Origin of the sequence: Blastococcus aurantiacus (assembly GCF_900102425.1) — a bacterium.
Lineage (GTDB): Bacteria > Actinomycetota > Actinomycetes > Mycobacteriales > Geodermatophilaceae > Blastococcus > Blastococcus aurantiacus.
Genome location: NZ_FNBT01000009.1, coordinates 92,906 through 116,810, shown reverse-complemented (window position 1 = coordinate 116,810; position 23,905 = coordinate 92,906). Strand labels below are relative to the sequence as shown.

The window sequence follows — 23,905 nt, the reverse complement described above, 5'->3', positions numbered from 1 at the left end:
GGATGTGGTGAGCTGGCTCCCATGCCCCACATCTGGCCGCCGGCCGAGCCCCGCGAGGTGCAGCTGACCGCGGGCGACGCCTCGCTCGCCGTCGACCTGCGCGGCGGGGCGCTGCGCCGGCTGGCCGTCGCGGGCTGGGAGGTGCTCGACGGCTACCCGGCCGGCGGCACCCCGGCCGGCCGGCGCGGTGCGGTGCTGCTGCCCTGGCCCAACCGGCTGCGCGACGGCCGGTGGACGTGGGAGGGCGAGGAGCTGCAGCTGGAGGTCGCCTCGGCGGCCTCGCCGAACGCCGCCCACGGCCTGGTCGGCTGGCAGCCCTGGTCCGTGCTCGCGGCCACCGGCGGCACCGCCACGGTCGGGACGACGGTCCTCCCGCGCCCGGGCTACCCGTTCCGGCTCGCCGCCGCGGTCGACCTCGCGCTGACCGCGGAGCGACTGATCACCACGCTGCGGGTGCGCAACGACGGCGACCGCCGCGCACCCTTCGGCGCCGGGTTCCACCCCTACCTGTCGGTCGGTGCCGACGCCGACGGCGGCATCGGGGAGGCCGAGCTGCACGTGCCGGCCCGTACCGAGCTGCTGGTCGACGGCGGTCTGCCCAGCGGCGGACGGCGCCCCTTCGACGGCGCCGTCGGCCGGATCGGCGAGCGCGCGCTGGACACCCCGCTGACCGACCTGGCACGCGACGACGACGGCTGGGCCCGCGTGCGGCTGGGCGGCGCGGCGGGGGAGCTGGAGCTCGCCGTCGACCGAGCCTGGCCGTGGCTGCAGGTCTACAGCGGGGAGACCCTGCCGGCCGGTCAGCGGCGGCGCAGCCTGGCCGTGGAGCCGATGACCTGCCCACCGAACGCGCTGGCCGACGGGGTGGACCTCGTCGTCCTCGAGCCGGGAGAGACGTGGGCCGGCAGCTGGACGCTGTCCTGGACGGCGGGCGGCTGACGTGCGGGTCCTGGAGCTGTGGCGCTACCCGGTGAAGTCGCTGCAGGGCGAGCGGCTGACCGAGGCCTGGGTGGGCCCGCTGGGCATCCCCCGGGACCGCGGCTGGGCGCTGTTCGACCGGGACACCGGCCTCGGGCTCACCGCCCGCCGGGTGCCCGAGCTGCTCTTCGGCGCAGCGAGGGTCCGCCCCGACGGAGCGGTCGAGGTCGTCCTGCCCGACGGCACGGTGACCGCCGACGACGCCGTCCTGTCCGACTGGCTGGGCCGGCGGGTGGAGCTCCGGGCCGCCACCGAGAACGAGGGCGCCGCCCCCACCTACGAGGACCCGGGCGACGAGGAGCCCGACGGGCCCACGGAGTGGCAGCAGTGGCAGGGCGCGACCGGCCCCTTCCACGACAGCCCCCGCATCCGCCTCTCGCTGGTCTCCACCGGCACGCTGGGCACCTGGGACCGGCGGCGCTTCCGGGCCAACGTGGTGCTCGACGGCGAGGGGGAGGACGCCCTCCGCGGCCGGGAGACCTGTCTCGGTGCCGCCCGGCTGGCCTTCGGGGCGCCGATCTTCCGCTGCGTCATGACCACGCGCCCGCAGCCGGGTGGCATCGCCCGCGACACCTCGGTGCTCAAGACCATCCACCGCGAGCGGGACGGGCTGCTGGCCGTGCGGGCCGCCGTCCTGGACCCGGGGACGGTCCGGGTCGGCGACGTCCTGGAGCCGACGGCAGACTGAGCGGCATGCGCACCGTCGACCTGCGGCCGGGGGAGGACACCATCCGGCTCGGCCAGCTGCTCAAGCTGGTCGACGCCGTGCCGACCGGCGCCCAGGTGAAGGACGTCCTGGCCACCACGGACATCCGCGTCAACGGCGAGCCCGAGGACCGGCGCGGCCGGCAGCTGCGCTCCGGGGACGTCGTCTCCGTCGACGGCTTCGGGGACGTCCGCATCCGCTGAAGGACCCCTGCCCCCCAGCGCTCGTACGCTCGCGGCGCGACCCTGCAGGTTCCACGTGGAACGCGGGCGCCCGTCGGCTCTGCCAGGCTGGCGGCATGGCCAGCCCTCCGCTCCGCGTCCCCCGCTGGCCGGCCGCGGCGCCGGAGGGCCCCGACTTCGCGGCGATCCGCGCCGACCTCGACGTCCCGGAGGAGTTCCCGGCCGACGTCCTGGCGGAGGCCCGGCGTCGGGCGGCGCAGCCCCGCCTGCCCGAGCTGGACGCGACCGACGTCCCGCTGGTCACCCTCGACCCCCTCGGCAGCCGGGACCTCGACCAGGCCGTGCATCTCGACGTGCTCGGCAGCGGCTACCGGGTGAGCTACGCGATCGCCGACGTCGGCGCGGTGGTCGAGCTCGGCAGTGCGCTCGACGCCGAGGCCCGGCGGCGCGGGCAGACGCTGTACAGCCCCGACCGCCGTACGCCCCTGCACCCGCCGGAGCTCAGCGAGGGTGCGGCCAGCCTGCTGCCCGGCGAGCTGCGCGCCGCCGCGCTGTGGACCATCGACCTGGACGCCGACGGCGAGCCGGTGCACGTCGACCTGCGCCGGGCCCGGGTCCGCAGCCGGGCCCAGCTGGACTACCGGTCGGTGCAGGGGCAGGCCGATGCCGGCACCCTGCCCGAGGCGCTCGCGCTGCTGCCGCGGATCGGCGGGCTGCTGCAGGAGCGGGCCGCCGAGCGCGGCGCGATCGAGCTCGGCACCCCGGAGCAGGAGGTCGTCGCCGGACCGGACGGCGGCTGGACGCTGGCGCTGCGCGGCGACCTGCCCGTGGAGGGGTGGAACGCCCAGATCTCGCTCCTGACCGGCCGCTGCGCCGCGGCGCTGATGCTGGAGGGCGGCGTCGGCGTGCTTCGGACCCTCCCGCCGGCCCGCCCCGAGGACGTGGACCGGCTGCGGCGGCTGGCGCCGGCCCTGGGGGTCGAGTGGCCCGCCGACACCGGGGCCGGACAGGTGATCGCCGGCCTCGACCCGGCCGTGCCGATGCACGCGGCCTTCCTCGAGGAAGCCGTGACGCTGCTGCGCGGCGCCGGGTACACCCCGTTCGACGGCGCCCTGCCGGAGCAGCCGACCCACGCCGGCGTCGGCGCCCCCTACGCGCACGTCACCGCGCCGCTGCGCCGGCTCGTCGACCGCTTCGGCACCGAGGTCTGCCTGGCGCTGGCGGCCGGTGGGGAACCGGACCCCGCGCTCCGGGCCGTCCTGCCGGAGCTGCCGGGCCTCATGACCGCCTCCGACCGCCGCACCCGCGAGGTCGAGCGGGCGGTCGTCGACGCCACCGAGGCCTGGCTGCTGCGCGGGTCGGTCGGCCGCACCTTCCGCGGGGTGGTCGTGGAGGCCGGGGACGACGCCGGCACGGTGGTGCTGGACGCGCTCGCCGTGCGGGCCCGCTGCTCGGGCCCGGGCCTGGAGCCCGGCGCCCGGGTCGAGGTGCGGCTCACCCAGGCCGACGTCGACGCCCGTACGGTGCGCTTCGAGGTGGTGGCATGACCGCGGCACCGCAGCTGGCCGGCCGCCTGCGGGGCTTCGGCACGACGGTGTTCGCCGAGATGAGCGCCCTGGCGGTGGCCACCGGGTCGATCAACCTCGGTCAGGGGTTCCCCGACTACCCGGGCCCGCCGGAGGTGCTCGACGTCGCCCGGGCCGCGATCGGTACCGCCGCCGACCAGTACCCGCCCGGCCCGGGCATCCCCGAGCTGCGGGAGGCGATCGCCGAGCACCGGCAGCGGTTCACCGGCCAGGTCTACGACCCCGACACCGAGGTGCTGGTCACCGCCGGCGCCACCGAGGCACTGGCTGCGGCGATGCTGTCGCTGCTGGAACCCGGCGACGAGGTCGTCCTGTTCGAGCCGATCTACGACAGCTACTCCGCGGCGACGGCGATGGCCGGCGGCGTCGTGCGCCCGGTGCCGCTGCACCCGCCGGAGGACGGGGCCGGCCGGTGGACGTTCGACCCGGCCGACGTGCGGGCGGCGGTGACGCCGCGGACCCGGCTGCTGCTGCTCAACACCCCGCACAACCCGACCGGCACGGTGCTCACCACCGAAGAGCTGGACTTCCTGGCCGAGCTGGCGGTCGCCCACGACCTGCTGGTGGTCACCGACGAGGTGTACGAGCACCTGGTCTTCGACGGCGCCCGGCACGTCTCGCCGGCCACGCTCCCCGGCATGCAGGAGCGCACCCTCGTGGTGAGCAGCGCTGGCAAGACGTTCAACGTGACCGGCTGGAAGGTCGGCTGGATCTGCGGCCCGGCGCCGCTGGTCGCCGCCGTCCGCACCGCCAAGCAGTTCCTCACCTACGTCAACGCCGGGCCGTTCCAGCCCGCCGTGGCCGCCGGCCTGCGCCTGCCGGACGCGTACTTCGCCGGCATCGCCCGGGACCTCCAGGCCCGCCGCGACGTGCTCGTCCGGGGGCTGCAGGAGGCCGGTCTGCCCGTGATCAGCCCGGAGGCCACGTACTTCGCCACCGTCGACGTCCGCGGCGTGCAGCCCGACGGCGACGGGCTGGCCTTCTGCCGGTCCCTGCCCGGGCGGGCCGGCGTGGTGGCCGTCCCGTCGGGGGTGTTCTACACACCGCAGCACGCCGCCCTGGGCCGGCACCTGGTGCGGTTCGCGTTCTGCAAGAGCGACGACGTGCTGGGCGAGGCGGTCCGGCGGCTCGGGCGGCTGGCATGAGGGGCCACCATGGCCATTCTGGCCCTGGCAGGAGGAGGGCGGCGTGAGGATCGCGGCGGTGCAGCACGACATCGTCTGGGAGGACCGGGCGGCGAACTTCGCCCGGCTCGCGCCGCAGGTGGCGCGGGCCGCCGGTGCCGGCGCCGAGCTGGTCGTGCTCAGCGAGACCTTCTCCACCGGCTTCTCCATGACGCCGGGAATCGGCGAGCCGGAGGGGGGACCGTCGGCAGCCTTCCTGGCGGGATGCGCCGCCGAGCACGGCATCTGGGTCGGCGGCAGCTGCCCGGAGGTCGCCGGGGACGGGGCGGGTGGTGAGGCGGCGCTGCCCTACAACTCCTTCGTCCTGGCCGGTCCGGACGGCGACGTGCACCGCTACCGCAAGCTGCACCCGTTCACCCACGGCGGCGAGCACGAGCGGTTCCGTGCCGGTGAAGGACCGGTGACGCTGACCGTCGGCGGCCTGCGGATCACGCCGTTCGTCTGCTACGACCTGCGCTTCGCCGACGTCTTCTGGGCGGCCGCGGCCGACACCGACGTCTACCTGGTCACCGCCAACTGGCCGGCCGCCCGCCGCGAGCACTGGACGACGCTGCTCCGCGCCCGGGCGATCGAGAACCAGGCCTACGTCGTCGGGTGCAACCGGGTCGGCACCGCCGGCGACGGCACCGCGCACACCGGCGACAGCCGGATCATCGACCCGATGGGCGAGGTGCTGGCCGCGGCTGCCGGCACCGAGACCGTCGTGATCGCGGACGTCGACGCCGCCGAGGTCGCGGCCACCCGCGACCGCCTGCGGTTCCTGGGGGACCGGCGCGGCTGAGCGGACGGCGGTACCGACCGCTCCGTCACCCGTCGTCGTCGGGCAGGTCCACCTGCACCACGAGGCCACCGTCGGGACGCGCGACCGCGTCCACCGTCCCGTCGTGGGCGGTCGCGATCGACCGGACGATGGTGAGGCCCAGCCCGGCTCCACCGCTGTGCACCAGCCGGTCGCCGCGGGCCCGCCGGAACGGCTCGAACAGGGTGGGCACCAGCTCGGCGGGCACGACCGGGCCGCTGTTCTCGACCTCCAGCACCGGCTGCCCGTCGGCCACCCGGACGCAGACCCAGCCGCCGGGCTCGTTGTACTTGACGGCGTTGTACAGCAGGTTGCTCAGCAGCCGGTCCAGCAGCGCGGCCTCGCCGGGGACGGTCACCGGTGCCAGTTCCGCGTGCAGCGTCACCCCGGCCGTCCGGGCCGTGTCGGCGTGCAGCGCGACCGCCGCGCGGGCCAGCTCGTCGAGCTGCTGCGGCGTGCGGGAACGCAGCCCCTGGTCGGTCTCGGCCAACACGAGCAGACCCTCGATGAGCTGCTCGTTGCGCTCGTTGGTCTGCAGCAGCTGGCGGGAGAGCAGCTCCAGCTGCTCCGGGGTCGGGTCGCCGGAGAGGCCGACCTCGATCAGCGTCCGCTGGACGGCCAGCGGCGTCCGCAGCTCGTGGGAGGCGTTGCCGGCGAACCGGCGCTGCCCGTCGTAGCCCTCGGCGACCCGGTCCAGCATCCGGTCGATCTCGGCCGACAGCCGGCGCAGCTCGTCACGGCGGCCGGGGGTCCCGATCCGCTCGGCCAGGTTCTGCGGCCCGAGCCGGCGCACCGTGCCGGTGACCTGGTTCAGGGGGCGCAGCACCCACCGCAGCAGCACGAACAGCCCGACCGCCACGACGGCGGTGACGCCCAGGAGGAGCGTGAGGCCGTAGGGGCCGAGGAACTGGACGTTCTCGCAGGCGTAGCCGAGCTCGCGCCAGTCGCCGTAGCAGGTCGTGTAGGACGGCGTCCCGACGTGGTCGATGAGGTTGGTGCCCAGGTGCCACGCCCAGTCGAACCAGAAGCGCCCCACGACCACTGTCAGCAGGACGGCGAGGACGACCCGGGCACGCAGGCCGATGCGCACTCAGGCCGCCCCGAGCCGGTAGCCCACCCGGGGCACCGTGTGCAGCACCGGCGGCTCGCCGAGCTTGCGGCGCAGGGTCATGACGGCCACCCGGACGGCGTTGGTGAAGGGGTCCGCGTGCTCGTCCCAGGCCTGCTCCAGCAGCTGCTCGGCGCTGACCACCTCTCCGCGGGCGCGCAGCAGCACCTCCAGGACGGCGAACTCCTTCGGCGTCAGGTTCAGCAGCGCGCCGTCCCGGGAGGCGCTGTGCCGGGGGACGTCGAGGACGATGCCGTCCTGCTCGAGCACGGGCGGTGCCGCCGCCCGGCTGCGGCGCGCCAGCGCCTGCACCCGTGCGACCAGCTCGGCGAAGGCGAACGGCTTGGTCAGGTAGTCGTCGGCGCCCAGGGACAGGCCGTCGACCCGGTCGCGGATGCCGGCGGCCGCGGTGAGCAGCAGCACCCGCGTCTCCAGGCCCGACGAGATGACGTACCGGCACAGGTCGTCCCCCGTGCGCCCGGGCATGTCCCGGTCGAGCACCGCCACGTCGTACCGGTTCACCGACAGCCGCTCCAGCGCGGCGTCCCCGTCGTGGCAGACGTCGACGGCCATCGCCAGCCGGCGCAGCCCGTCGGCCACGGTGTCGGCGAGCAGCCGTTCGTCGTCGGCGACCAGCACCCGCATGTCCGTCCCTCCCCGTCGCACCGAGCCGACCGTGCCCCCGGTCTGCCGGTCACGGGCGCCGCGCCGCCCTCGCCCGCTCGGCGAGGCCGGTCGAGCGTGACCGGCGGAGGATAAGAGAACGATAAGCGGAACGCTGACGTCCGCCGAACGCCCGCGCCGTCACCGTTCGCCCCATGACGCAGCACCCGACCACGCGGCAGCGCCCCGCCGCCCGCCGCAGCCACGGCCCGTCGCCGCGCGCTGTTTCCACCCAGCGCGCCGTTCCGATCCGGCGCCCCGCCCGGCCCGGGCCGCTCCCGGCCGAGCTCTCCCCGCGCCGCCCGGCCACCGGACCGGTCGGCGCGCGGCGGACCGGAGGGCGTCCCTCGCGCCTGCTGGTCCTGCTGCTCGGTGCCGCCCTGGCTGCCGGGCTCGGGGCGTGGCAGCTGGACCGCTACCGGGCCGACCACGGCTCCCTCACGGCGCCGGTCCGTGCGGCGGGGGACGCCGCGGGTGGCGAGATCGAGGTCGCCGTCGTCGGGCCCGGCGGCACGGTGGCGGAGTCCTCCGGCGCCTCGTCGCCGGTCTACACGGCCTCGCTGGTCAAGCTGCTGGTCGTCGAGCAGCTGCTGGAGGGGGCCGCCGAGGACGGGCTGCCGCTCGACGCCGCGGACCGCCGCGACCTCGAACGGGCCGTCACGATCTCCGACGACCAGGCGATGAACCGGCTCTGGGTCGCCTTCGACGGCGCCCGGCTGGTGCGGTCGGCCGTCGTCGAGTTCGGCCTCGAGCAGACCGCGCCTCCCGCGGTCCCCGGTCAGTGGGGGCAGGCCACGGCGAGCGCGGCGGACATGGCCCGCTTCCTGACCGCCCTCCCCGCCCATCTGGCCCCGGACGACCTCGCCGCCCTGAGCGGGTGGATGCGGGCCGCCTCCACCCAGGCGGCCGACGGCTTCGACCAGGGCTTCGGGCTGCGCTCGGCCGGGGTCGGTGCGCCCGAGGGCACCGCGGTCAAGCAGGGCTGGATGTGCTGCGTCGACGGGCACCGGCAGCTGCACAGCGCCGGCCTGCTGCCCGACGGGACCGCCGTGGTGCTGCTGGGCGAGTTTCCCGAGGAGGTCCCGTGGGACACGGCCCGGTCCGCGCTGGACGCGGCGGCCAGGGGTGTGGTGGAGGGGCTCCTCCCGGCGCTGGCGGCAGGCTAGCGTCCCGGGGGCATGGGACACGCGCCGGCCGGCCTCCGGGAAGAAGTCCGCACCCCGACGGCGCTGGGCGCGACGTGAGCGTCGTCGGCGGAGTCAGCCGCCCCCAGTCCCGTCATCTCAGCGGCCAGCTGTCCGCGCCCGTCCGCCGGCTGGTCCGGTCGGGTCTGGCCGGGGCGACGCTGCTGGTCGCCGCGACGCTCCTGGCCCTGATCTGGGCCAACTCCCCGTGGGGCGGGTCCTACGAGCGGCTGTGGCACACCGAGTTCGCCGTCCGGCTGGGCGACAGGACCATCGGCCAGGACCTGCAGCACTGGGTCAACGACGGCCTGATGGTGTTCTTCTTCTTCCTGCTCGGCATGGAGGTGCGCCGCGAGCTCTCGATGGGGGAGCTGGCCCAGCGCAGCCGGCTGACGGTTCCGGCCGTGGCCGCGGTCGGCGGGCTGGTCCTGCCCGCGCTGATCTACTACGCGTTCAACGCAGGCACCCCCGCCGCCCACGCCTGGGGCATCCCGATCGCCACCGACACCGCGTTCGTGCTCGGCGCGCTCGCAGTCTTCGGCCGGCATTTCCCGATCCAGCTACGGGTCTTCCTGCTCTCCCTGTCGGTGGTCGACGACATCGGCGCGCTCAGCGTGATCGCGATCTTCTACACCGACGACATCGACCTCGGCGCTCTGGCGGTGGCCGGCCTGTGCGTCCTGGTGTTCATCGCGCTGTCCAAGCTGCAGGTGTGGCGCGGTCCGGCCTACTTCGCCGTCGGCGTCGTCATGTGGTTCGCGATGTACCAGTCCGGCGTGCACGCCACCATCGGCGGCGTGGTCCTGGGGCTGCTGGTCAGCGCCTACCCCCCGCGCCGGGACGCGGTCGAGCTGGCCGGGTCGCTCACCCGGGCCTTCCGCCAGTCCCCCGACGTCGACCTCGCCCGGCAGGCCAAGCTCTCCGTGGAGCGGGCCATGTCCCCCAACGAGCGGATCGGCGCGGTCCTCGTGCCGTGGACCACGTACCTCGTCGTCCCGGTGTTCGCTCTGGCCAACGCCGGGGTGCGGATCGACGGAGACCTGCTGGACCGAGCGCTCGGGTCCCCGGTCACCCACGGTGTCTTCCTCGGCCTGGTCGTCGGCAAGCTGCTCGGCGTCGCGCTGGGTGCGATGCTGGCGGTCAAGCTGCGCCTGGGATCGCTGCCGCCCGGGGTGACGCTCGGCAGCGTCTGGGCCGGTGCGGCGCTCACCGGGCTGGGCTTCACGGTCTCCTTGTTCGTCACGGACCTGGCCTTCGACGACGAGGGCCTGCGCGACGAGGCGACGGTCGGCATCCTCGCCGCGGCGGTCGCCTCCACACTGCTGGGCGCACTGGCCTTCCGGCTGCTCACCCGCCGCACGACCTCGGCCGCCGCACCCCGGCCGGTGCGCCTCGATCCCCCGGTCGATCCCGCCGTCGACCACGTGCGCGGGCCCGAGGACGCGCCGCTCACCCTCGTGGAGTTCGGCGACGTCGAATGCCCGTTCTGCGGCCGGGCCACCGGTGTGATCGGCGAACTGCGCGGGCGCTTCGGCGACGAGCTGCGCTACGTCTTCCGGCACCTGCCGCTGGTCGACGTCCACCCGCATGCCGAGCTGGCGGCCGAGGCGACCGAGGCCGCCGGCGCCCAGGGCGCCTTCTGGGCCATGCACGACCGGTTGTTCAGCCACCAGGGCGAGCTCGACGTCCCCGACCTGCTCAACCACGCGGCCGCGCTGGGCCTGGACCTCGAGCGTTTCACCCGCGAGCTCGGCCGGGAGACGCACGCCGCCCGGGTGCGGGACGACGTCGCCAGCGCGGAGGCCAGCGGAGTGGGCGGCACCCCGACCTTCTTCGTCAACGGCATCCGGCACGACGGCCCGACGACGACCGACGCGCTGGCCGCCGCTCTCCTGCGCACCGATCCGCGCGGCGCACCCGGCGAGCGGCTGCCGGAACCGGCCGAGGCCAGGGGCGACGTGCCGATGGCCGTGCCGGTCTCGCCGCAGGCGCGCCTGGACCCGGTCGCCGAGCTGGCCGGCCTCGACGGCGCGGCGGAGACGCCGGACACCGACGGCTCCTCCCCCCGGCTGAGCGACTCGCAACTGGCCGTGCTGCACCGGTTCGGGCGACGGCGCCCGACGGCGACCGGCGACGTGCTGGTGAAGGGTGGCAACGCCGAGTGGGACTTCGTGGTCGTGCTGACCGGGACGGTCGCGGTCGTTGAGGACGCCGACGGGCCGGACGACGAGCCGCGAGTGATCTCCGTCGTGGGCCCGAAGCGTTTCCTCGGCGGGCTGAACATGCTGGCCGGCCAGCGCGCCGTCCGGTCGATCGTCGCGGCCGCGCCCGGGGAGGTGCTCACCCTGTCGGTGGACCGGCTGCGCGCAGCCCTCGCCGCCGACCGCGAGCTGTCCAACGCGGTCATGCGGGCGATGCTCATCCGTCGCGCCATGCTGATCGGCCGGGCCACCGGCATCCGCGTGCTCGGCGACCGGCGGTGGCCTGCCAGCGAGCGGCTGCGCCAGCTGCTGGCCGACCACGGCGTCGGGCACACCTGGCTGGACCCGACCGACGACCCGGCGGCCCGCACGATGATCGAGGAGCTGGAGGCTCCGGCGGACACGCCGGTGGTCCTGGCCGCGGACGGGCGGGTGCTGTTCGACCCGAGCGGCGACGACCTCGTGCGCCTCGGGTCCGCACCCGTCGGCTGAGCCGGGGCGCCGTCAGCTTCCGCGGGGGACGGCGTGCTGGTCGACGGTGACCTGCTCGCGCCGCACCGTCTCGGAGACCGAGGTCTGCCCGGCCACCACCTCGGTGGTCAGTCGCACGCGCTCGACGGGCACGACCTCCACCGTGACGACGGGACGCTCGGTGTGCAGCACGATCTCGTCGGGAAGCCCGTCGGTGAGGGAGCCGCCCGCGCGGGTGCCGCCCGCGAGCTCGTCCGTCGCGTATCCCGCCTGCAACGGCTCGCCCTCGGTGACCACGCCGCCGTCGGTGTCGAGGGCGTCCATCGGGACCTCCTCGATGCGGATCTCCTCCCGCCGGACGGGCACGGTGATCTGCACCTCCTCGGTGACCACGTACTTGACCACGCGCATGCGCTTGGCAGCCACCTGCTCGGTGCCCACCCGCAGCTGCTCCTCGCTGCGCACCATGCTGCCGTCGCCGCCGCCGGCCACGTCGTGCACCGGGGCTGCGTGGGCGGGAGTTCCGGAGGCCTGGGTCGCGGCGCCGTCCACGACGGGCCGGCGCTCGCTGTCGTCCACGACGGCCCGGCGCTCGACGTCGTCGCCGCCCGCGGCAGCGCCGCGCGCGTAGTGCCGGCGCAGCGCCTCCTCGTCCTCCGGCGCGAGGTGCTCGCCGCTCATCCGCGGCGCCTGGGACACCGAGTCGGCGGGCACGGACAGCTGCAGCCGGCCGTCGACGAACGTGGCGTCGTCCGCGGGGGCGATCGCCTGCTTGCGCCCCAGCAGGCCGCTGGACACCGAGACCCACGTCGTGGCTCCGGTGACGTCGTCGGTGTAGAAGGTCTCGACGGTGCCGACCGACTCGCCGTCACTGCCGTACGCGGTGCTGCCGATCGCCGCTGACACGTCTCGTTCGCTGACCATGGGCCGACCTCCAGCTTCGCGGTGCCCCGTCCCGGGCCCCGGCCTTCTGGGGCGTGCCCACCCCCGGACCGTCGTGAACATGGCGAGGGGTCCCGGACCAGCGGCGCGCGCCTCCTCGACGCTCCGCCGTACGGTTCCCTGGTGCCCGCCGACCACCTCGAGATCGAGACGAAGTTCGACGTCCCCCTGCCGTACGCGCTGCCCGAGCTGACCGCGGTGGACGGGGTGGCGTCGGCCGACGCCCCCGTCGAGCACCGGCTCGAGGCGCAGTACTTCGACACCGCCGACCTGCGGCTGGCGGCAGCGCGGATCACGCTGCGGCGGCGCACGGGCGGGCCCGACGACGGCTGGCACGTCAAGCTCCCCGCGTCCGGCGACGCCCGCCGGGAGCTGCACTCCCCGCTGGGCCGCGCGACCCGCCGCCCGCCCAAGGCCGTCGTGGCCCCGCTCGTGGGCGTGCTCCGGGGCGCGGCGCCGGTGGCCGTGGCGCAGCTGCGCACCCGTCGGGTGGTCACCGTGCTGCGCGACGTCGACGGGCGCCCGCTCGCCGAGGTGGCCGACGACTCGGTGAGCGCCACCCGGCTGTCCGGCCCGGAGGGCACGGTCGAGGTGCGCAGTTGGCGGGAGGTCGAGGTCGAGCTCCTCCAGGGGGACCGCGACCTCCTGACGCGGGTGGGCGAGCACCTGGTCGAAGCGGGCGCCGAGCGCACCTCCCGCGCCTCCAAGCTGGCGCGGGCCCTCGGGCTCGAGCCCGGGCAGCCGGATGCATCGGCAGCGGAGGTGGAACCGCGGCGGAAGAAGGGCGGGAAGAAGCACCGGGCCGCCGGACCCCCGGCCGGTGAGGTGGTGCTCGCCGTCCTCCGGGAACAGGTGACCGCGCTGCTCCTGGCCGACGTCGGGCTGCGCACCGGTGCCGACGACGGCCTGCGCCGGATGCGGATCGCCTGCCGCACCCTGCGCGCGACCCTGGCCGCCTTCCGGCCGGTCCTGGAGCGCGACGCGACCGAGCCTCTGCGCGCTGAGCTCGGCTGGCTGGCCGGCCGGCTGTCCGAGGCCCGGGACGACGAGGTGGCGTTCGCCGCGCTGCGTGCCGCGGTGGCCGAGCTGCCGGTGGAGCTCGTGCTCGGGCCGGTGGTCGCCCGGCTGCAGGCGGAGCAGGTGGCCGCCCACGAGCTCGGCCGCACCCGCGCCGTCGGCCTCGTGGCCGAGCGGCGGCACCTCGACCTGCTCGACGCCCTGCACGGCCTGCTCGCCGATCCGCCCCTGACCGAGCGGGCCGCCGAGCCCGCGGGCCCGGTGCTGGACCGGGTCCTGCACCGCGAGGCACGGCGGGTGCTCCGCGCCGCCTCGGCGGCCGAGGCGCTGGAGGGTCCCGAGCGGACCGAGGCGCTGCACGGCGTCCGCCGGGTGGCGCGGCGGGCGAGGCACGCCGCCGAGGCCGTCGCGCCGGTCGCCGGCGAGGGTGCGCGGGACGTCGCCCGGGCCGCGAAGAAGACGCAGCGGTTGCTGGGCGCCCTGCAGGACGTGGTCGTCGCCGGTGAGCACTGCCGGCAGCTCGCGATCAACGCGCACGCCGCGGGGGAGCCCGGCTTCACGTACGGGCTGCTGCTCGGGCGTGCGGAGGCGCGGGCCCGGGACGCCGAGCAGGCCTTCGCGGAGCGCTGGCCGGCGCTGGGCCGGCGGCTCGGCGGCTGACCGCTCCGGTGATCGGACTGCTGGTGTTCGGCACGGTCGTCCTGGCCGCCATGGCCCTGCTGCACGCCTACCTGTGGCTGCGGCTGGTCCGGGACACGACCCGCTCGGGCCGGGCCCGACGGCGGCTGACCGTGCTCCTCGCCGTCCTCGGGCTCCTGCCCGTCGCGGCCCTGCTGCTGCGGCGGACCCTCCCGCTGGAGGCCGCTGCTCCGCTGGACTGGGTGGCCTACTGCTGGCTGGGCGTCGCGTTCTACGCGTTCCTGTCGCTGCTGGTGCTCGAACCGGTGCGCTGGCTCGCGGCGCTCTCCCGCCGCCGTCGCCGGACGCGGGAGGTGGCCGCCGCTCCGGTGACCGTGGCAGGCGGGCCCGGTGATCCGGCCGGCGACGACGTCCCCGCACCCTCGCGCCGGTTGTTCCTCGCCCGGTCGCTGGCGGTGACCGCGGGCGCGGTGGCGGTCGGGACGGCCGGCACCGGTGCCTACTTCGCGAACAGCGCGCCGGTGGTCCGCCGGGTGCCGGTCACCCTGGCGGGGCTGGACCCGGCGCTGGACGGTCTGCGCATCGTCACCTTCTCCGACGGGCACCTGTCGGCCACCTACGGCGGACGGCGCTTCGAGCGCCTGGTCGAGCTCGTCAACGCCCAGCAGCCCGACGTCGTCGCCATCGTCGGCGACCTGGTCGACGGGGACGTCTCCGAGCTGCGCGAGGAGGTCGCCCCGCTCGCCGACCTGGTGAGCCGGCAGGGCGTCTACTTCGTCACCGGCAACCACGAGTACTTCGTGGACACGAACGCCTGGCTGCGCCACCTCCCGACGGTCGGCGTGCAGGTGCTGCGCAACGAGCGGGTGGCGATCGGCCGGGCGGGCGCCACGGTCGACCTCGCCGGCATCGACGACCGCACCGCGGCGTCCTCGGGGCTGGCCGGTCACGGGGCGGACCTCGACGCCGCGCTCGACGGCCGGGACGACGCCACCCCGGTGGTCCTGCTCGCCCACCAGCCGGTCATGGTCGAGCAGGCGCGGGCCGCGGGGGTGGACCTGCAGCTGTCGGGCCACACCCACGGCGGGCAGCTGTGGCCGTTCGACTACGCGGTGCGGCTGGACCAGCCGGCGGTCCAGGGCTGGTCCCGGCACGGGGACACCCAGCTGTACGTGACGCCCGGGGCGGGCTACTGGGGGCCGCCGATGCGGATCGGGGCCCGCCCGGAGGTCACCGTCGTGGAGCTGCGCTCGCCCTGAGCAGGGCGTCAGTCGGAGAGGGCGCGGAAGGCCCGGTCGACGGCTTCCACCAGCTCCAGCTCGCCGTTGCTGTCGGCCCAGTTCAGCAGGCCCGTGGTGTACGCGACCAGCGCGGCCCCGGTCTGGACGACCTCCACCGGCCCGGGCGCCTTGCCGGAGGACGACGCCAGGCTGTCCAGGAACATGCCGGCGGTCCTGCGCTCGAACTCCGCCGCCCGCGTGCGCAGCGTCGGCGTCGCGGCGATGATCCGCCAGCGGGCGCGCATCGCCTCCTGCTCGTCGGGCGGCATCTCCGCCAGGAACACGGGCAGGGCCCGGCGGATGCGTTCGCCCATCGGCAGCTCGGCCGGCTGGCTGGCGAGCAGCGCGCCCACCATCTCGGCGGTGGGCAGCGCCATGATCAGGTGTTCCTTGCTCGGGTAGTGCGCGTAGAAGGTCGGCACCGAGACGTCGGCCCGTTTCGCGATCTGGTTGACGCTCACCCGCTCGTAGCCGAAGTCCTCGAACAGGGCCAGAGCGGTCGCGAAGAGGCGCCGGTGGGTGGCCTCCCACCGGCGGGTTCGCCAGTCCGGCGTCTCGGTCACGCGGAGATGGTGCGGCCACACCCCCGTTTCGGCCACTCGCCGCTCCGGAAGGCCGCTGAGCAGCGGGTACGTTCGGGTCGTGAGCTCGGTGACCGGCACCCGCGAGCTGCCCGAGCGGCGGGACGACGTCTGGCGTGCGCTGGCCGTGCTCGCCCCCTACTGCCCGGTCTGCGACGTCTCCTACGTCGTCACGGGCTCGGGCCGGCGGACCACCTTCGTGGCGGTGCCCGGCCGGCCCGAGGGGGAGCCGCCGGAGGGGGCTCCGCGGGGGCGGATCGTCGAGTGGGTGCCTGGGCGCGTCGTCGTCACGTCGCTGGAGCTCACGCCGGAGACCTGGACGACGCGGATCGAGCTGGCCGACACCCCCGCCGGTGGCACGCAGGTGACGCTGACGATCACGCACGAGACGCGGGCGAAGGGCCGGCTGGCACGGCTCGTGCACGGCCGGGCGGCGCGCCCCATGGTCGCGCAGACGGTGGAGTCCGAGCTGGACAAGGTGCCCGCCCACGTGGCCCTGGTCCGCGGAGGCTGAGCGCCCCGGCTGCCCGGCCGTGATCACGAATGGGTCCCCGATCGGGCGAACGGCGCTTCGATGATCTTCTCCGGGGGTACCAGCTCCTCCGTGCACCGACGGCGTACCCGGCACCGTGCCGGGGACGGGCGCGTTCGTCGGCCCTAACGGAGGAGTCATCCATGGAGATCATCGGTCTCATCGTCGCGGGCATCATCATCGGCCTGCTGGGCAAGTTCGTCGCCCCCGGCGACAAGGACAACATCCCGATCTGGCTGACGGTGCTGTGCGGCATCGGCGGTGTGCTGATCGGCTACTACGTCGCAGGCGCGCTGGGCGTGGACAAGACCGACGGCATCGACTGGCTGCGCTGGATCATCTCGATCGCCGTGGCTGCGGTGCTGGTCATCGCCGCCTCCACCCTCACCGGTCGCAGCAACCGCTCCGTCCGCTGACGTCGCGCTCCGGGGGCACGGTCCGACGACCGTGCCCCCGGGGCCTCGTCACCGTCCCGGCCCGCTCGTCCGAGCGGCCGGGTCGACGCCAGTCCAGGCGTCCCCCGAACAGAACAGAACGAACAGAAGGAGAACCTCAGTGATCGGCTTTCTCGTCGCCGGGCTCATCATCGGCGCCCTGGCCCGCCTCATCGTGCCGGGCCGGCAGAACCTCGGGATCCTGGCCACCCTCGCGCTGGGCCTCGTCGGTTCGATCATCGGCGGGCTCATCGCCCAGGCGTTCAACAAGGGCGACATCTGGGAGCTGAACGTCGTGGGCTTCGTGCTCGCCGTCATCGCCGCCGTGCTGCTGATCGGCGTCGCCGAGGGCATCGCGGGTCGCTCGAAGCGCGGCGCCGTCCGCTGACGTCCCACCCGGGGGACGCGGCCGGGCTCAGAGCTCGACCGTGTCTCCCGGGGCCAGCCGGCTGAACGGCGTGGGCGTACCCGGCCCCCGTTCGCCGAGCAGCCCGGTGACCATGCCGAGGCCGATGTCGTTCAGCGCCCCGTCGTGCACGGCGAACGCCTGGTCGGCGTGCACCGCCCGCACGTAGTCGATCAGGTCGGCGGTGCGGGACCACGGCGCGTGCATCGGCACCAGCAGCGTCGCCACCGGCTCGTCGGGCACGGTGAGCGCGTCGCCGGGGTGGAAGACCTGACCGCCCACCAGGAACCCGATGTTGGTGATCCGCGGGATCTCCGGGTGGATCTCCGCGTGCAGCTCGCCGTGCACCTGCACCTCCACGCCGGCCACCGTGACCGCGTCGCCGTGACCCACGACGTGCACCCGCCCGGCCGGCCCGTCGAGCTGGCCGGCCACCGACGCGTTCGTCCACACCTCCAGGGCCGGGTCCGCGTCCAGCGCAGCCCGCAGCCGGTCGGGGACGAAGTGGTCGGGGTGCTCGTGGGTGACGAGGACGGCCGACGCCCCCTCGAGGGCCGCGGCGTCGGTGAAGGCCCCCGGATCGATCACCAGCCGCTGCGCGCCGTCGCTCACGACGACGCAGGCGTGGCCGTACTTGGTCAGCTCCATGCCCGCATCCTGCACCGGCTGCCGTCGCCCCGCGCCCGGTGGCCGCCCCACCCTTCCGGGGGAGGACGGCGGCCCGCGCCGTCACGCCGGTCGACCCGGTTGCCGACGTCGTCCCCATGATGCTGCAGACCACCGTGCACGCCCCGGCCCTCAGCCGCGCCCACGGCTCGACCGCCGCGCTCTGGCACGCCGTCGAGCTGCACCGGCCCGCCGCCGAGATCGACGGCGCCTGCGAGCTCACCGTCTGCGGCTCCCTGGCCCGCGTCTCCCCCGACGACTCGTGGCCGCGGACCGGCACGGACGTCTGCCCGGCCTGCGCGGCCCTGGCGGGCTGACCGGCTCACCCCGCCGTCGGGGTGCCGCACGCCTGCGGAGCTCAGCCGCTCTGCGCGATCTCGAGGCGGAGCCGCGCCAGCAGGTCGGAGCGGTTGCTGGCGCCCAGCCGCTGCCGGATCCGCGAGACGTGGTGCTCGACGGTCTTGGCCGAGATGAACAGCCGGCTGCCGATCTCGCGGTAGGTCTGACCGGCCACGACGAGTTCGGCCACCTCCCGCTCCCGGTCGCTGAGCCGGCCGGCCGGCGGAGGGGTGGACCCCGGCCGCCCGGAGCCCGGCCCGGTGGCCGCCGTCCTCGCGCCCAGGTCGTGGGCCTCCGCGAGCGCCCGGGCGCAGGACAGCAGCGTCGTCCGCGCCCGCGGGTCGACCGTGCGGGCAGCCGCCTGCCCGGCCAGCCGCGACCCGTCCCAGGCGAGCCCCACCGCGGCGAGGTCGTGCGCCGTGGACTCCACGACGCCCGCGACGATCTCGCCGGTGAGCACCTGCAGCCAGCACCGCCCGGCCCGGGCCAGGTTCGCCGCGTAGGGGCTCGTTCTGGCCGCAGCCTCGAGCGCCGCGGCGTGCGGTCGCAGCGCTGCGGGGTCGTCGAGCAGGATCGCGGCCTGCGCGCCGCTCCAGTGCAGCGGCGTGGCCCAGAGCTCGGGGGAGCCCAGCCGCTCGAGCAGGGCCTGCGCGTCGGCCACGTTGGGCGCGATCCGGTCGCTCTCGCCCAGCCGCGCACCGGCGATCATGAGCTCACCGAGCGGGAGCAGGCTGAACAGGTCGACCGGGTACCGCAGCAGGGCCTCGCGGGCGCGGGCCCAGGCCGCGGCCAGGCCGGGCGCATCGCCGCTCCGGCGGGCCAGCCCGACGTCGAGTGCCTGCAGGTACAGCTCGTCGCGTGGCTCCAGCGCGTGCTCGGGGTCCTGCGCCCGCAGCAGGTGCTCCCGCGCGCGGTCGAGTCGTCCGCGCAGCATGGCCGCCCACGCCAGCAGCAGGAGGTGCCGTGCGCGGTTGGGCGCTCCGCCGGTGTCGGCGGCGACGGCCCGGTCGAGCACGGACTCGGCCACCCCCAGCTCCCCGCAGTGCATCGCCACCAGCGCCGCGAGGGCCGACGGCGTCTCCTGGAGCAGCGCGCTGCGACCGAGCGGCTCGAGCATGGCGGCGGCGCGGGACAGCGTCGACAGGGCCGCGCTGATGTCGCCGCCCGCGTGCTCCCCGGCGCCGAGCGACTGCAGCACGCCGCGCGCCATCAGCTCCTCGCAGCCGGCCAGGAGACTCGGCACCTCCGCGGCATGGCCCGGGCCCGCCATCACCGCCCGGGCCTCGTTGGCCGAGCCCGTGCTGACCAGGGAGAGCGCCACCGCCCCGGTCCGCTCGGACCCGGCGAGCCGGTAGAGCCGAGCGCTGTGGGACGGCAGCCCGCGGTGGGCCAGCACCGTGGCGGCGACGCCCGCCGCCCGCGGACGGTCGAGGGCCTCGTCGTCGCAGAGCACGGCGTCGGCCCACCGCAGGGCGGCGTCGAACTCGCCCGACAGCGCAGCCGCCTGCGCCCGACGCGCCCCGACCACGGCACCCGGGGACCCGCAGGCGACCGCCGCGTCGAGCAGCCCACGTGCCGTGGCGGGGTCGGAGCGGAGCGCGATGTCGGCCTGCCGCTCCAGCAGCCGGGCCGCCGCCGTGTCGCGGACCCGGTCCGCCGCCAGCCGCCGCGCGAGGCCCACGGGCTGGTCCCCACGCCGGACCAGCACGTCGAGCGACCGGCGGAGGACGTCGTGGACGAGCTCGGGCGGCGACGTCTCCCGGAGCACCCGGGCGGCGAGCGGCACGACCGCGCCGCTGCCGAGCACCAGCCCGCTCGACCGTGCCTCGGCCAGCAGCTCGCCGATCACGTGCGGCGGGACCGCGAGCGCCGCCGCCAGCACGTCGGTCTCGAGCGGAGCGCCGGCCGACAGCGCCAGCATCATCGCCCGGGTGCCCGCGTCGAGCGTGCCCAGGGAGGCGCGGACGACGTCGAGGACGTCGTCGGGGACGGGCAGCCGACCGTCGGGGAACGCGTCCGGACGGGCGTGCGCCAGCGACCGGAGCAGCGGCTCGACCAGCGCGGGGAGCCCACCGGTCGCGGTGACGACGGCCTCCAGCAGCGCCGGGGGCAACGCCCCACCGAACCTCTCCTGCGCCCATCGCTGGACGGTTCCCCGGTCGAGGTGGCCCAGCACGAGCCGCTCGCCGCCCAGGGCGTGCACCAGCCCGGTCAGCGCGTCGGGGCGCGGCCACGGCCGGAGGCCCAGGGCCACCTGGGAGCTGCCCTCGTCCACCAGCCGCCGGAGCCGGTCGAGAGCCGCCGTGGACAGCCACTGCGCGTCGTCCACCACCACCGCGGACGGCCCCGGAGCCGCCTCCGGTGCGGGGTCCCCCGCCAGGTCCAGGACCGCCACGTCGAGGACCGTCGTGCCCGCGGACCGGAAGTCGTCGGCCATCCGGTCCAGCACCAGCGACTTCCCGGTGCCGCCCGGGCCCTCGACGACCACGTGCCCGTGGGGGCTCCCGGACGCCGGCGGTCGGCGGGTGCGCGCCCCGCGCTCGGGCGCCTGGCTGCGCGAGGCGGGCAGGTCGGTGATCACGGTGCGGCCGGGGGCTCGCTCGCCGGGGCCGGCGACTCGGCGGGCGGGGTCCTCACGGGGGGTTCCGGCTCCGGCTCCGGCTCCGGCTCGGGCTCCGGCTCGGGCTCGGGCTCGGGCTCGGGCTGCGGCTCGGGCTGCGGCTCGGGCTGCGGCTGCGGCTGCGGCTGCGGCGCGGGGGACGTCGAGGACGGCGAGCCGGCGGGCGGCGCCTGGGTCGTGGGGGATGCCTGGGTGGTCGGGGAGGGGCTCGCCTGGGTCGTCGCTGCCGGAGGTGCACCGGTGGGTCCGGGCGCAGTGGTCGTGGCGGACGGCGTCCCCGCGGTGGCAGGAGGCGAGGCCCCAGCGGGGGTGGGGGCCGACGGCGACGGCCCCGTCGGGGCAGGTGAGCCGGGCATAGCCGAAGACGTGTCCGCTGCCAGACGCTGGGCCGCGGTCCGCACCGAGGCCGCCGCTTGGGCGAGGGCCGAGGCCGGGGACGGGGCCTCCCGTCGGTCGGCTGCCGACCGCAGGCCGCTGCCGTCCGTGCCCGCGCGTTCCCCGGGCCCGGTCCGCGGCGCCGGGCCGGTCTCCGCGGCCGCTGTCTCCGCCTCCGCGGCAGGAGGGGCGCCGACCGGGCCGGGTCCGGAGACGAGGCCATTCGACAACGTGGGCGGGACGAGCACCAGCCCGAGCAGCAACCCCGCCACCACGACGGCGCGGCTGGTCGACCGCCAGGACGAGCGCCCCACGGGACGCGTGACCGGACGCCTGCGCCGTGCCGTCGGCGGGCGGGCCACGAGCAGGCCGCCGTCAGCGGGCCGGCTGCGCCCCGGCGCGAGGACGTGCGTCACCGCGTCCGGCGCCGGGCTCCCGTCCTCGAGCCGCGCAGCGGCGAGACCGTGGGCCAGGCGGGCCGCCCCGCGGGCCGCCGTCAGCTCGGGCTCGGGATCGACCACCAGGGGGCGCCCCAGCACCGCCGACAGGCGCTCGCCCACCAGGGGCACGCGCGCGGAGCCGCCCACCAGGACGACCGCGTCGATCCGGGCCGCGTCCAGCCCGGCGTCCTCCACCGTCGCCACCAGGGTGTCCACCGACTGCTCGATCCCGGCGCCGACGAGCTCGTCGAGCTCCTCGCGCGTCAGCCGCAGTCCGTCCGTGTGCCGGCCGGTCCCGGGAGGAGGGGCCATCGTCGTCGTGGTGTCCGAGCTGAGCGCCTCCTTGGCGGTGACCACCGCATCGCGCAGTGCGCGCCCGCTGTCCCGGTCGGGAGGGAGCCCGGCGGCCAGCGCCTGCACCACGTGGCCCATCAGTGCGTCGTCGATGTCCTCCCCGGCCCAGGGCGAGGGGGCCGGCGGCGTGCCGACGTGCCGGAGCTCGCCCCCGGGGACCCCCCGGACCACGGCGGTGTCGAGGGTGGAGGCCCCCAGGTCGTGGACGGCGACGGTGGCCGCGTCGGGCAGGCGTCCGGCGTGCAGGTGGGCGTAGGTGGCGGCCAGCGCTCCGGACACCACGGAGGTCGCCGGTCCCAGGGCGGCCGCGAGGGCATCGGCCAGCAGCCCGGTCCGGTACGCGCCCCAGGAGGGGGGGACCGTCACGACGGTCCAGGCCGGTGCCCGCCCGCGCTGCGCCTCCGCGGCCGCCCGGGCCGCGTCGACGACGTCCACGGCGATCCCGACGGCGGGGCGTCCCGTGCCGTCCTCGTACAGCGGGACGGGGGCTCCCACCCGCCCCATCACGCGTGCGGTGCGTCCGGCGGCGAGCGGCACCGGGATCGCCTCCGGCTCGTCGGCCGTCCCGGTGCAGGCCGCGACGGACACGCCGCCGGCGCCGATGTCGACGCCCAGTCCGTAGTCGTCCTCGTCCATCTGTCCCCCTGGCTGTGCCGTCCCCCCGGCCGGCCTGGTGGCGGTTCTGCTCCGGCCGGAAATTAGCGGCCGAATCGTGACCTGCGACAGGGCCATCGGATGTATTCGTCCGTACGGCCCGAGGAAGAGGCAACACCCCGGGTGCCCCTAACGGTCGGTGACCGCGAATCCCCCAACGTCGGGTGACAGACACCGGACCGTCCCCCGATGGGCCCCGGCCCCGACCGGTCCTTGACTGCGTCCGCCAGCCGGCCGACGGCGGACGGCTCGATCATCGGGAGAACGACATGACCACTGTGGCGAGCACCCTGCTCGACTTCATCCTCGGGCTGTTCGGCGACGAGGAGGCGGCCAAGGCCTTCGAGGAGGACCCCGAGGCCGCGCTGGCCGCGGCCGGGTTCCCCGACGTGGACCCGGCCACCGTCCACGCCCTCATGCCCGTCATGGCCGACTCGTCGCCGGCCGCCCACGGCCGCTACGGCGGCCACCGGGACGACGGCGACCACGACGACAAGGGCCACGGCGGGCACCACGGCGGGCACAAGCCCGTGAAGGACGAGGACTGCGACAAGGACGACGGCCACTGGCACAAGGTCTGGCACGACGACGACGACTGCGACGTCGAGTACAAGGACCACTGCGACGACGACGACCACGGCGGTCACGACAAGGACCACGGCGGGCACCGGGGCCACGACTACGCCGGGCACGGTCAGGACGCCGCGGTCATCCACAACGTCCGGTACGTCGAGAACAACTACTCGCACACCGACGTCGACGTCGACATCGAGAACGCGATCTGGGCGGGGGCCGGATCCCAGGTCGTCACCGGCGACGACAACGTCGTGGCCGGCGGCGGTTCCGTCGCTGCGGGCGACGACATCGAGGACAGCACCATCCACACCGGGGACTCCGACGACGACACGCTGAACATCAACAGCGGCAACACGATCAACAGCGGGAACGTCATCGGCAACGAGGACAACGACACCCTGAACATCGGCAGCAACAACCAGGACAACGACACCCTGAACATCGGCAGCCACAACCAGGACAACGACGGGTCCGAGGTGAACCAGGTCGGCCTGGTCAACACCGTCGGCGACGGCAACTTCGACGCCTCCGACGACGACGGCGTCGACCAGGACGGTCTCGTCAACGTCATCGACAACGACGGCGTCGACCAGGACGGTCTGGTCAACGCCAACGGCGACGGCAACTTCGACGCCTCGGACGACGACGGTCAGGACGTCGACCAGCACGGCCTGGTCAACGGCAACGCCGGCGGCGACCTGGACGCCTCCGACGACGACGGCATCGACCAGGACGGCCTGGTCAACGTCGGTGACGACGTGGACGCCTCCGACGACGACGTGCTCAGCAACAACGACGTGCTGAGCCACAACGACGTCCTCAGCAACAACGAGGACAACGACGTCAACGACCAGGACGGGCTCGTCAACAACTTCGACCCCGATCTCATCGACGTCGACGTGCCGGTGGCCCTCGACGCGGCACCCGCCGCCTGATCCCCCCTGCACCGACCCCGGTCCCGGCTGCCGCCGGGACCGGGGTCGGACCC

22 protein-coding genes are annotated in these 23,905 nt (G+C 75.7%); 15 read left to right on the top strand and 7 right to left on the bottom strand.

Going from position 1 to position 23,905, the window contains the following annotated elements; all coding sequences use genetic code 11:
• Positions 1 to 21 precede the first annotated feature (21 nt).
• The 6 genes from BLS70_RS17540 to BLS70_RS17515 all read left to right on the top strand — a co-directional run bounded on the left by BLS70_RS17540 (position 22) and on the right by BLS70_RS17515 (position 5,417).
• The gene (locus BLS70_RS17540) at positions 22 to 939 is read left to right on the top strand and encodes an aldose epimerase family protein (RefSeq protein WP_091770592.1); all 918 of its coding nucleotides are present in this window, start codon (positions 22 to 24) and stop codon (positions 937 to 939) included.
• A 1-nt stretch (position 940) separates the two neighbouring features.
• A complete protein-coding gene (locus BLS70_RS17535) occupies positions 941 to 1,666 on the top strand; it encodes an MOSC domain-containing protein (protein WP_091770591.1) in 726 nt (241 codons plus the stop codon).
• 5 nt (positions 1,667 to 1,671) lie between these two features.
• Positions 1,672 to 1,887 (top strand): RNA-binding S4 domain-containing protein, encoded by a 216-nt coding sequence (locus BLS70_RS17530; protein ID WP_091770589.1) that lies wholly within the window; start codon positions 1,672 to 1,674, stop codon positions 1,885 to 1,887.
• A gap of 95 nt (positions 1,888 to 1,982) precedes the next feature.
• Positions 1,983 to 3,413 carry an RNB domain-containing ribonuclease gene (locus tag BLS70_RS17525; RefSeq protein ID WP_091770587.1) on the top strand — a complete coding sequence of 477 codons (1,431 nt, stop codon included), beginning with the start codon at positions 1,983 to 1,985 and terminating at the stop codon, positions 3,411 to 3,413.
• Entirely contained in the window at positions 3,410 to 4,597 is a 1,188-nt protein-coding gene (locus BLS70_RS17520) for a pyridoxal phosphate-dependent aminotransferase (protein ID WP_091770585.1), read from the top strand. The genes BLS70_RS17525 and BLS70_RS17520 overlap by 4 nt, the downstream gene beginning before the upstream one ends.
• Before the next feature lie 43 nt (positions 4,598 to 4,640).
• Positions 4,641 to 5,417, top strand: coding sequence for a nitrilase-related carbon-nitrogen hydrolase (locus tag BLS70_RS17515; RefSeq protein WP_091770583.1), 777 nt, complete (start codon positions 4,641 to 4,643; stop codon positions 5,415 to 5,417).
• Positions 5,418 to 5,442: 25 nt separating this feature from the next.
• On the opposite strand, the gene BLS70_RS17510 is transcribed toward BLS70_RS17515, so the two are convergent.
• Together BLS70_RS17510 and BLS70_RS17505 are read right to left on the bottom strand one after the other, a co-directional pair.
• Positions 5,443 to 6,525 (bottom strand): sensor histidine kinase, encoded by a 1,083-nt coding sequence (locus tag BLS70_RS17510; RefSeq protein WP_091770580.1) that lies wholly within the window; start codon positions 6,523 to 6,525, stop codon positions 5,443 to 5,445.
• A complete protein-coding gene (locus BLS70_RS17505; RefSeq protein WP_439645393.1) occupies positions 6,526 to 7,209 on the bottom strand; it encodes a response regulator transcription factor in 684 nt (227 codons plus the stop codon).
• 152 nt (positions 7,210 to 7,361) lie between these two features.
• Here BLS70_RS17505 and BLS70_RS17500 point away from each other — a divergent pair, with 152 nt between their 5' ends.
• Entirely contained in the window at positions 7,362 to 8,372 is a 1,011-nt protein-coding gene (locus BLS70_RS17500) for a serine hydrolase (protein ID WP_091770576.1), read from the top strand.
• Between the two features lie 74 nt (positions 8,373 to 8,446).
• Positions 8,447 to 11,083, top strand: coding sequence for a Na+/H+ antiporter NhaA (gene nhaA / locus BLS70_RS17495; protein WP_091770574.1), 2,637 nt, complete (start codon positions 8,447 to 8,449; stop codon positions 11,081 to 11,083).
• 12 nt (positions 11,084 to 11,095) lie between these two features.
• Here nhaA and BLS70_RS17490 read toward each other — a convergent pair whose 3' ends face one another.
• A complete protein-coding gene (locus tag BLS70_RS17490; RefSeq protein WP_091770572.1) occupies positions 11,096 to 11,986 on the bottom strand; it encodes a YsnF/AvaK domain-containing protein in 891 nt (296 codons plus the stop codon).
• Positions 11,987 to 12,127: 141 nt separating this feature from the next.
• Between BLS70_RS17490 and BLS70_RS17485 the strand changes: the two genes are divergently transcribed.
• Together BLS70_RS17485 and BLS70_RS17480 are read left to right on the top strand one after the other, a co-directional pair.
• Positions 12,128 to 13,681: a CYTH and CHAD domain-containing protein gene (locus tag BLS70_RS17485; RefSeq protein ID WP_091770570.1), complete on the top strand. Its 1,554-nt coding sequence runs from the start codon at positions 12,128 to 12,130 to the stop codon at positions 13,679 to 13,681.
• 8 nt (positions 13,682 to 13,689) lie between these two features.
• Positions 13,690 to 14,919 carry a metallophosphoesterase gene (locus BLS70_RS17480; RefSeq protein WP_255362550.1) on the top strand — a complete coding sequence of 410 codons (1,230 nt, stop codon included), beginning with the start codon at positions 13,690 to 13,692 and terminating at the stop codon, positions 14,917 to 14,919.
• An 8-nt stretch (positions 14,920 to 14,927) separates the two neighbouring features.
• Here the strand turns inward: BLS70_RS17480 and BLS70_RS17475 are convergent, their stop codons facing one another.
• Positions 14,928 to 15,503 carry a TetR/AcrR family transcriptional regulator gene (locus tag BLS70_RS17475; RefSeq protein WP_176946472.1) on the bottom strand — a complete coding sequence of 192 codons (576 nt, stop codon included), beginning with the start codon at positions 15,501 to 15,503 and terminating at the stop codon, positions 14,928 to 14,930.
• 79 nt (positions 15,504 to 15,582) lie between these two features.
• On the opposite strand from BLS70_RS17475, the gene BLS70_RS17470 reads away from it, so the two are divergent.
• The 3 genes from BLS70_RS17470 to BLS70_RS17460 all read left to right on the top strand — a co-directional run bounded on the left by BLS70_RS17470 (position 15,583) and on the right by BLS70_RS17460 (position 16,875).
• Positions 15,583 to 16,035, top strand: a complete 453-nt coding sequence (locus BLS70_RS17470) for an SRPBCC family protein (RefSeq protein WP_091770566.1) — start codon at positions 15,583 to 15,585, stop codon at positions 16,033 to 16,035.
• A gap of 161 nt (positions 16,036 to 16,196) precedes the next feature.
• The gene (locus tag BLS70_RS17465; protein WP_091770564.1) at positions 16,197 to 16,469 is read left to right on the top strand and encodes a GlsB/YeaQ/YmgE family stress response membrane protein; all 273 of its coding nucleotides are present in this window, start codon (positions 16,197 to 16,199) and stop codon (positions 16,467 to 16,469) included.
• A 139-nt stretch (positions 16,470 to 16,608) separates the two neighbouring features.
• Positions 16,609 to 16,875, top strand: a complete 267-nt coding sequence (locus BLS70_RS17460) for a GlsB/YeaQ/YmgE family stress response membrane protein (RefSeq protein WP_091770562.1) — start codon at positions 16,609 to 16,611, stop codon at positions 16,873 to 16,875.
• A gap of 27 nt (positions 16,876 to 16,902) precedes the next feature.
• Here BLS70_RS17460 and BLS70_RS17455 read toward each other — a convergent pair whose 3' ends face one another.
• Complete coding sequence (locus BLS70_RS17455) at positions 16,903 to 17,541, bottom strand: MBL fold metallo-hydrolase (RefSeq protein ID WP_091770560.1); 639 nt, start codon at positions 17,539 to 17,541, stop codon at positions 16,903 to 16,905.
• 38 nt (positions 17,542 to 17,579) lie between these two features.
• Between BLS70_RS17455 and BLS70_RS17450 the strand changes: the two genes are divergently transcribed.
• Positions 17,580 to 17,876: a hypothetical protein gene (locus BLS70_RS17450; RefSeq protein ID WP_255362549.1), complete on the top strand. Its 297-nt coding sequence runs from the start codon at positions 17,580 to 17,582 to the stop codon at positions 17,874 to 17,876.
• A 41-nt stretch (positions 17,877 to 17,917) separates the two neighbouring features.
• Here BLS70_RS17450 and BLS70_RS21415 read toward each other — a convergent pair whose 3' ends face one another.
• Positions 17,918 to 20,479: a helix-turn-helix transcriptional regulator gene (locus BLS70_RS21415; protein WP_091770558.1), complete on the bottom strand. Its 2,562-nt coding sequence runs from the start codon at positions 20,477 to 20,479 to the stop codon at positions 17,918 to 17,920.
• Positions 20,476 to 22,323 carry an Hsp70 family protein gene (locus BLS70_RS17440; RefSeq protein ID WP_176946471.1) on the bottom strand — a complete coding sequence of 616 codons (1,848 nt, stop codon included), beginning with the start codon at positions 22,321 to 22,323 and terminating at the stop codon, positions 20,476 to 20,478. Before BLS70_RS17440 ends, BLS70_RS21415 begins: the two co-directional genes overlap by 4 nt.
• A gap of 287 nt (positions 22,324 to 22,610) precedes the next feature.
• Here BLS70_RS17440 and BLS70_RS17435 point away from each other — a divergent pair, with 287 nt between their 5' ends.
• Entirely contained in the window at positions 22,611 to 23,852 is a 1,242-nt protein-coding gene (locus BLS70_RS17435) for an IniB N-terminal domain-containing protein (protein WP_143030446.1), read from the top strand.
• Positions 23,853 to 23,905: the final 53 nt, after the last annotated feature.

Bases quoted from the DNA above. Each gene is read 5' to 3' on its own strand.
- BLS70_RS17500 (WP_091770576.1), top strand. From the start codon at position 7,362: ATGACGCAGCACCCGACCACGCGGCAGCGCCCCGCCGCCCGCCGCAGC.
- BLS70_RS17435 (WP_143030446.1), top strand. From the start codon at position 22,611: ATGACCACTGTGGCGAGCACCCTGCTCGACTTCATCCTCGGGCTGTTC.
- BLS70_RS17465 (WP_091770564.1), top strand. From the start codon at position 16,197: ATGGAGATCATCGGTCTCATCGTCGCGGGCATCATCATCGGCCTGCTG.
- BLS70_RS17455 (WP_091770560.1), bottom strand. From the start codon at position 17,541: ATGGAGCTGACCAAGTACGGCCACGCCTGCGTCGTCGTGAGCGACGGC.
- BLS70_RS17525 (WP_091770587.1), top strand. From the start codon at position 1,983: ATGGCCAGCCCTCCGCTCCGCGTCCCCCGCTGGCCGGCCGCGGCGCCG.
- BLS70_RS17530 (WP_091770589.1), top strand. From the start codon at position 1,672: ATGCGCACCGTCGACCTGCGGCCGGGGGAGGACACCATCCGGCTCGGC.
- BLS70_RS17520 (WP_091770585.1), top strand. From the start codon at position 3,410: ATGACCGCGGCACCGCAGCTGGCCGGCCGCCTGCGGGGCTTCGGCACG.
- BLS70_RS17540 (WP_091770592.1), top strand. From the start codon at position 22: ATGCCCCACATCTGGCCGCCGGCCGAGCCCCGCGAGGTGCAGCTGACC.
- BLS70_RS17440 (WP_176946471.1), bottom strand. From the start codon at position 22,323: ATGGACGAGGACGACTACGGACTGGGCGTCGACATCGGCGCCGGCGGC.
- BLS70_RS17490 (WP_091770572.1), bottom strand. From the start codon at position 11,986: ATGGTCAGCGAACGAGACGTGTCAGCGGCGATCGGCAGCACCGCGTAC.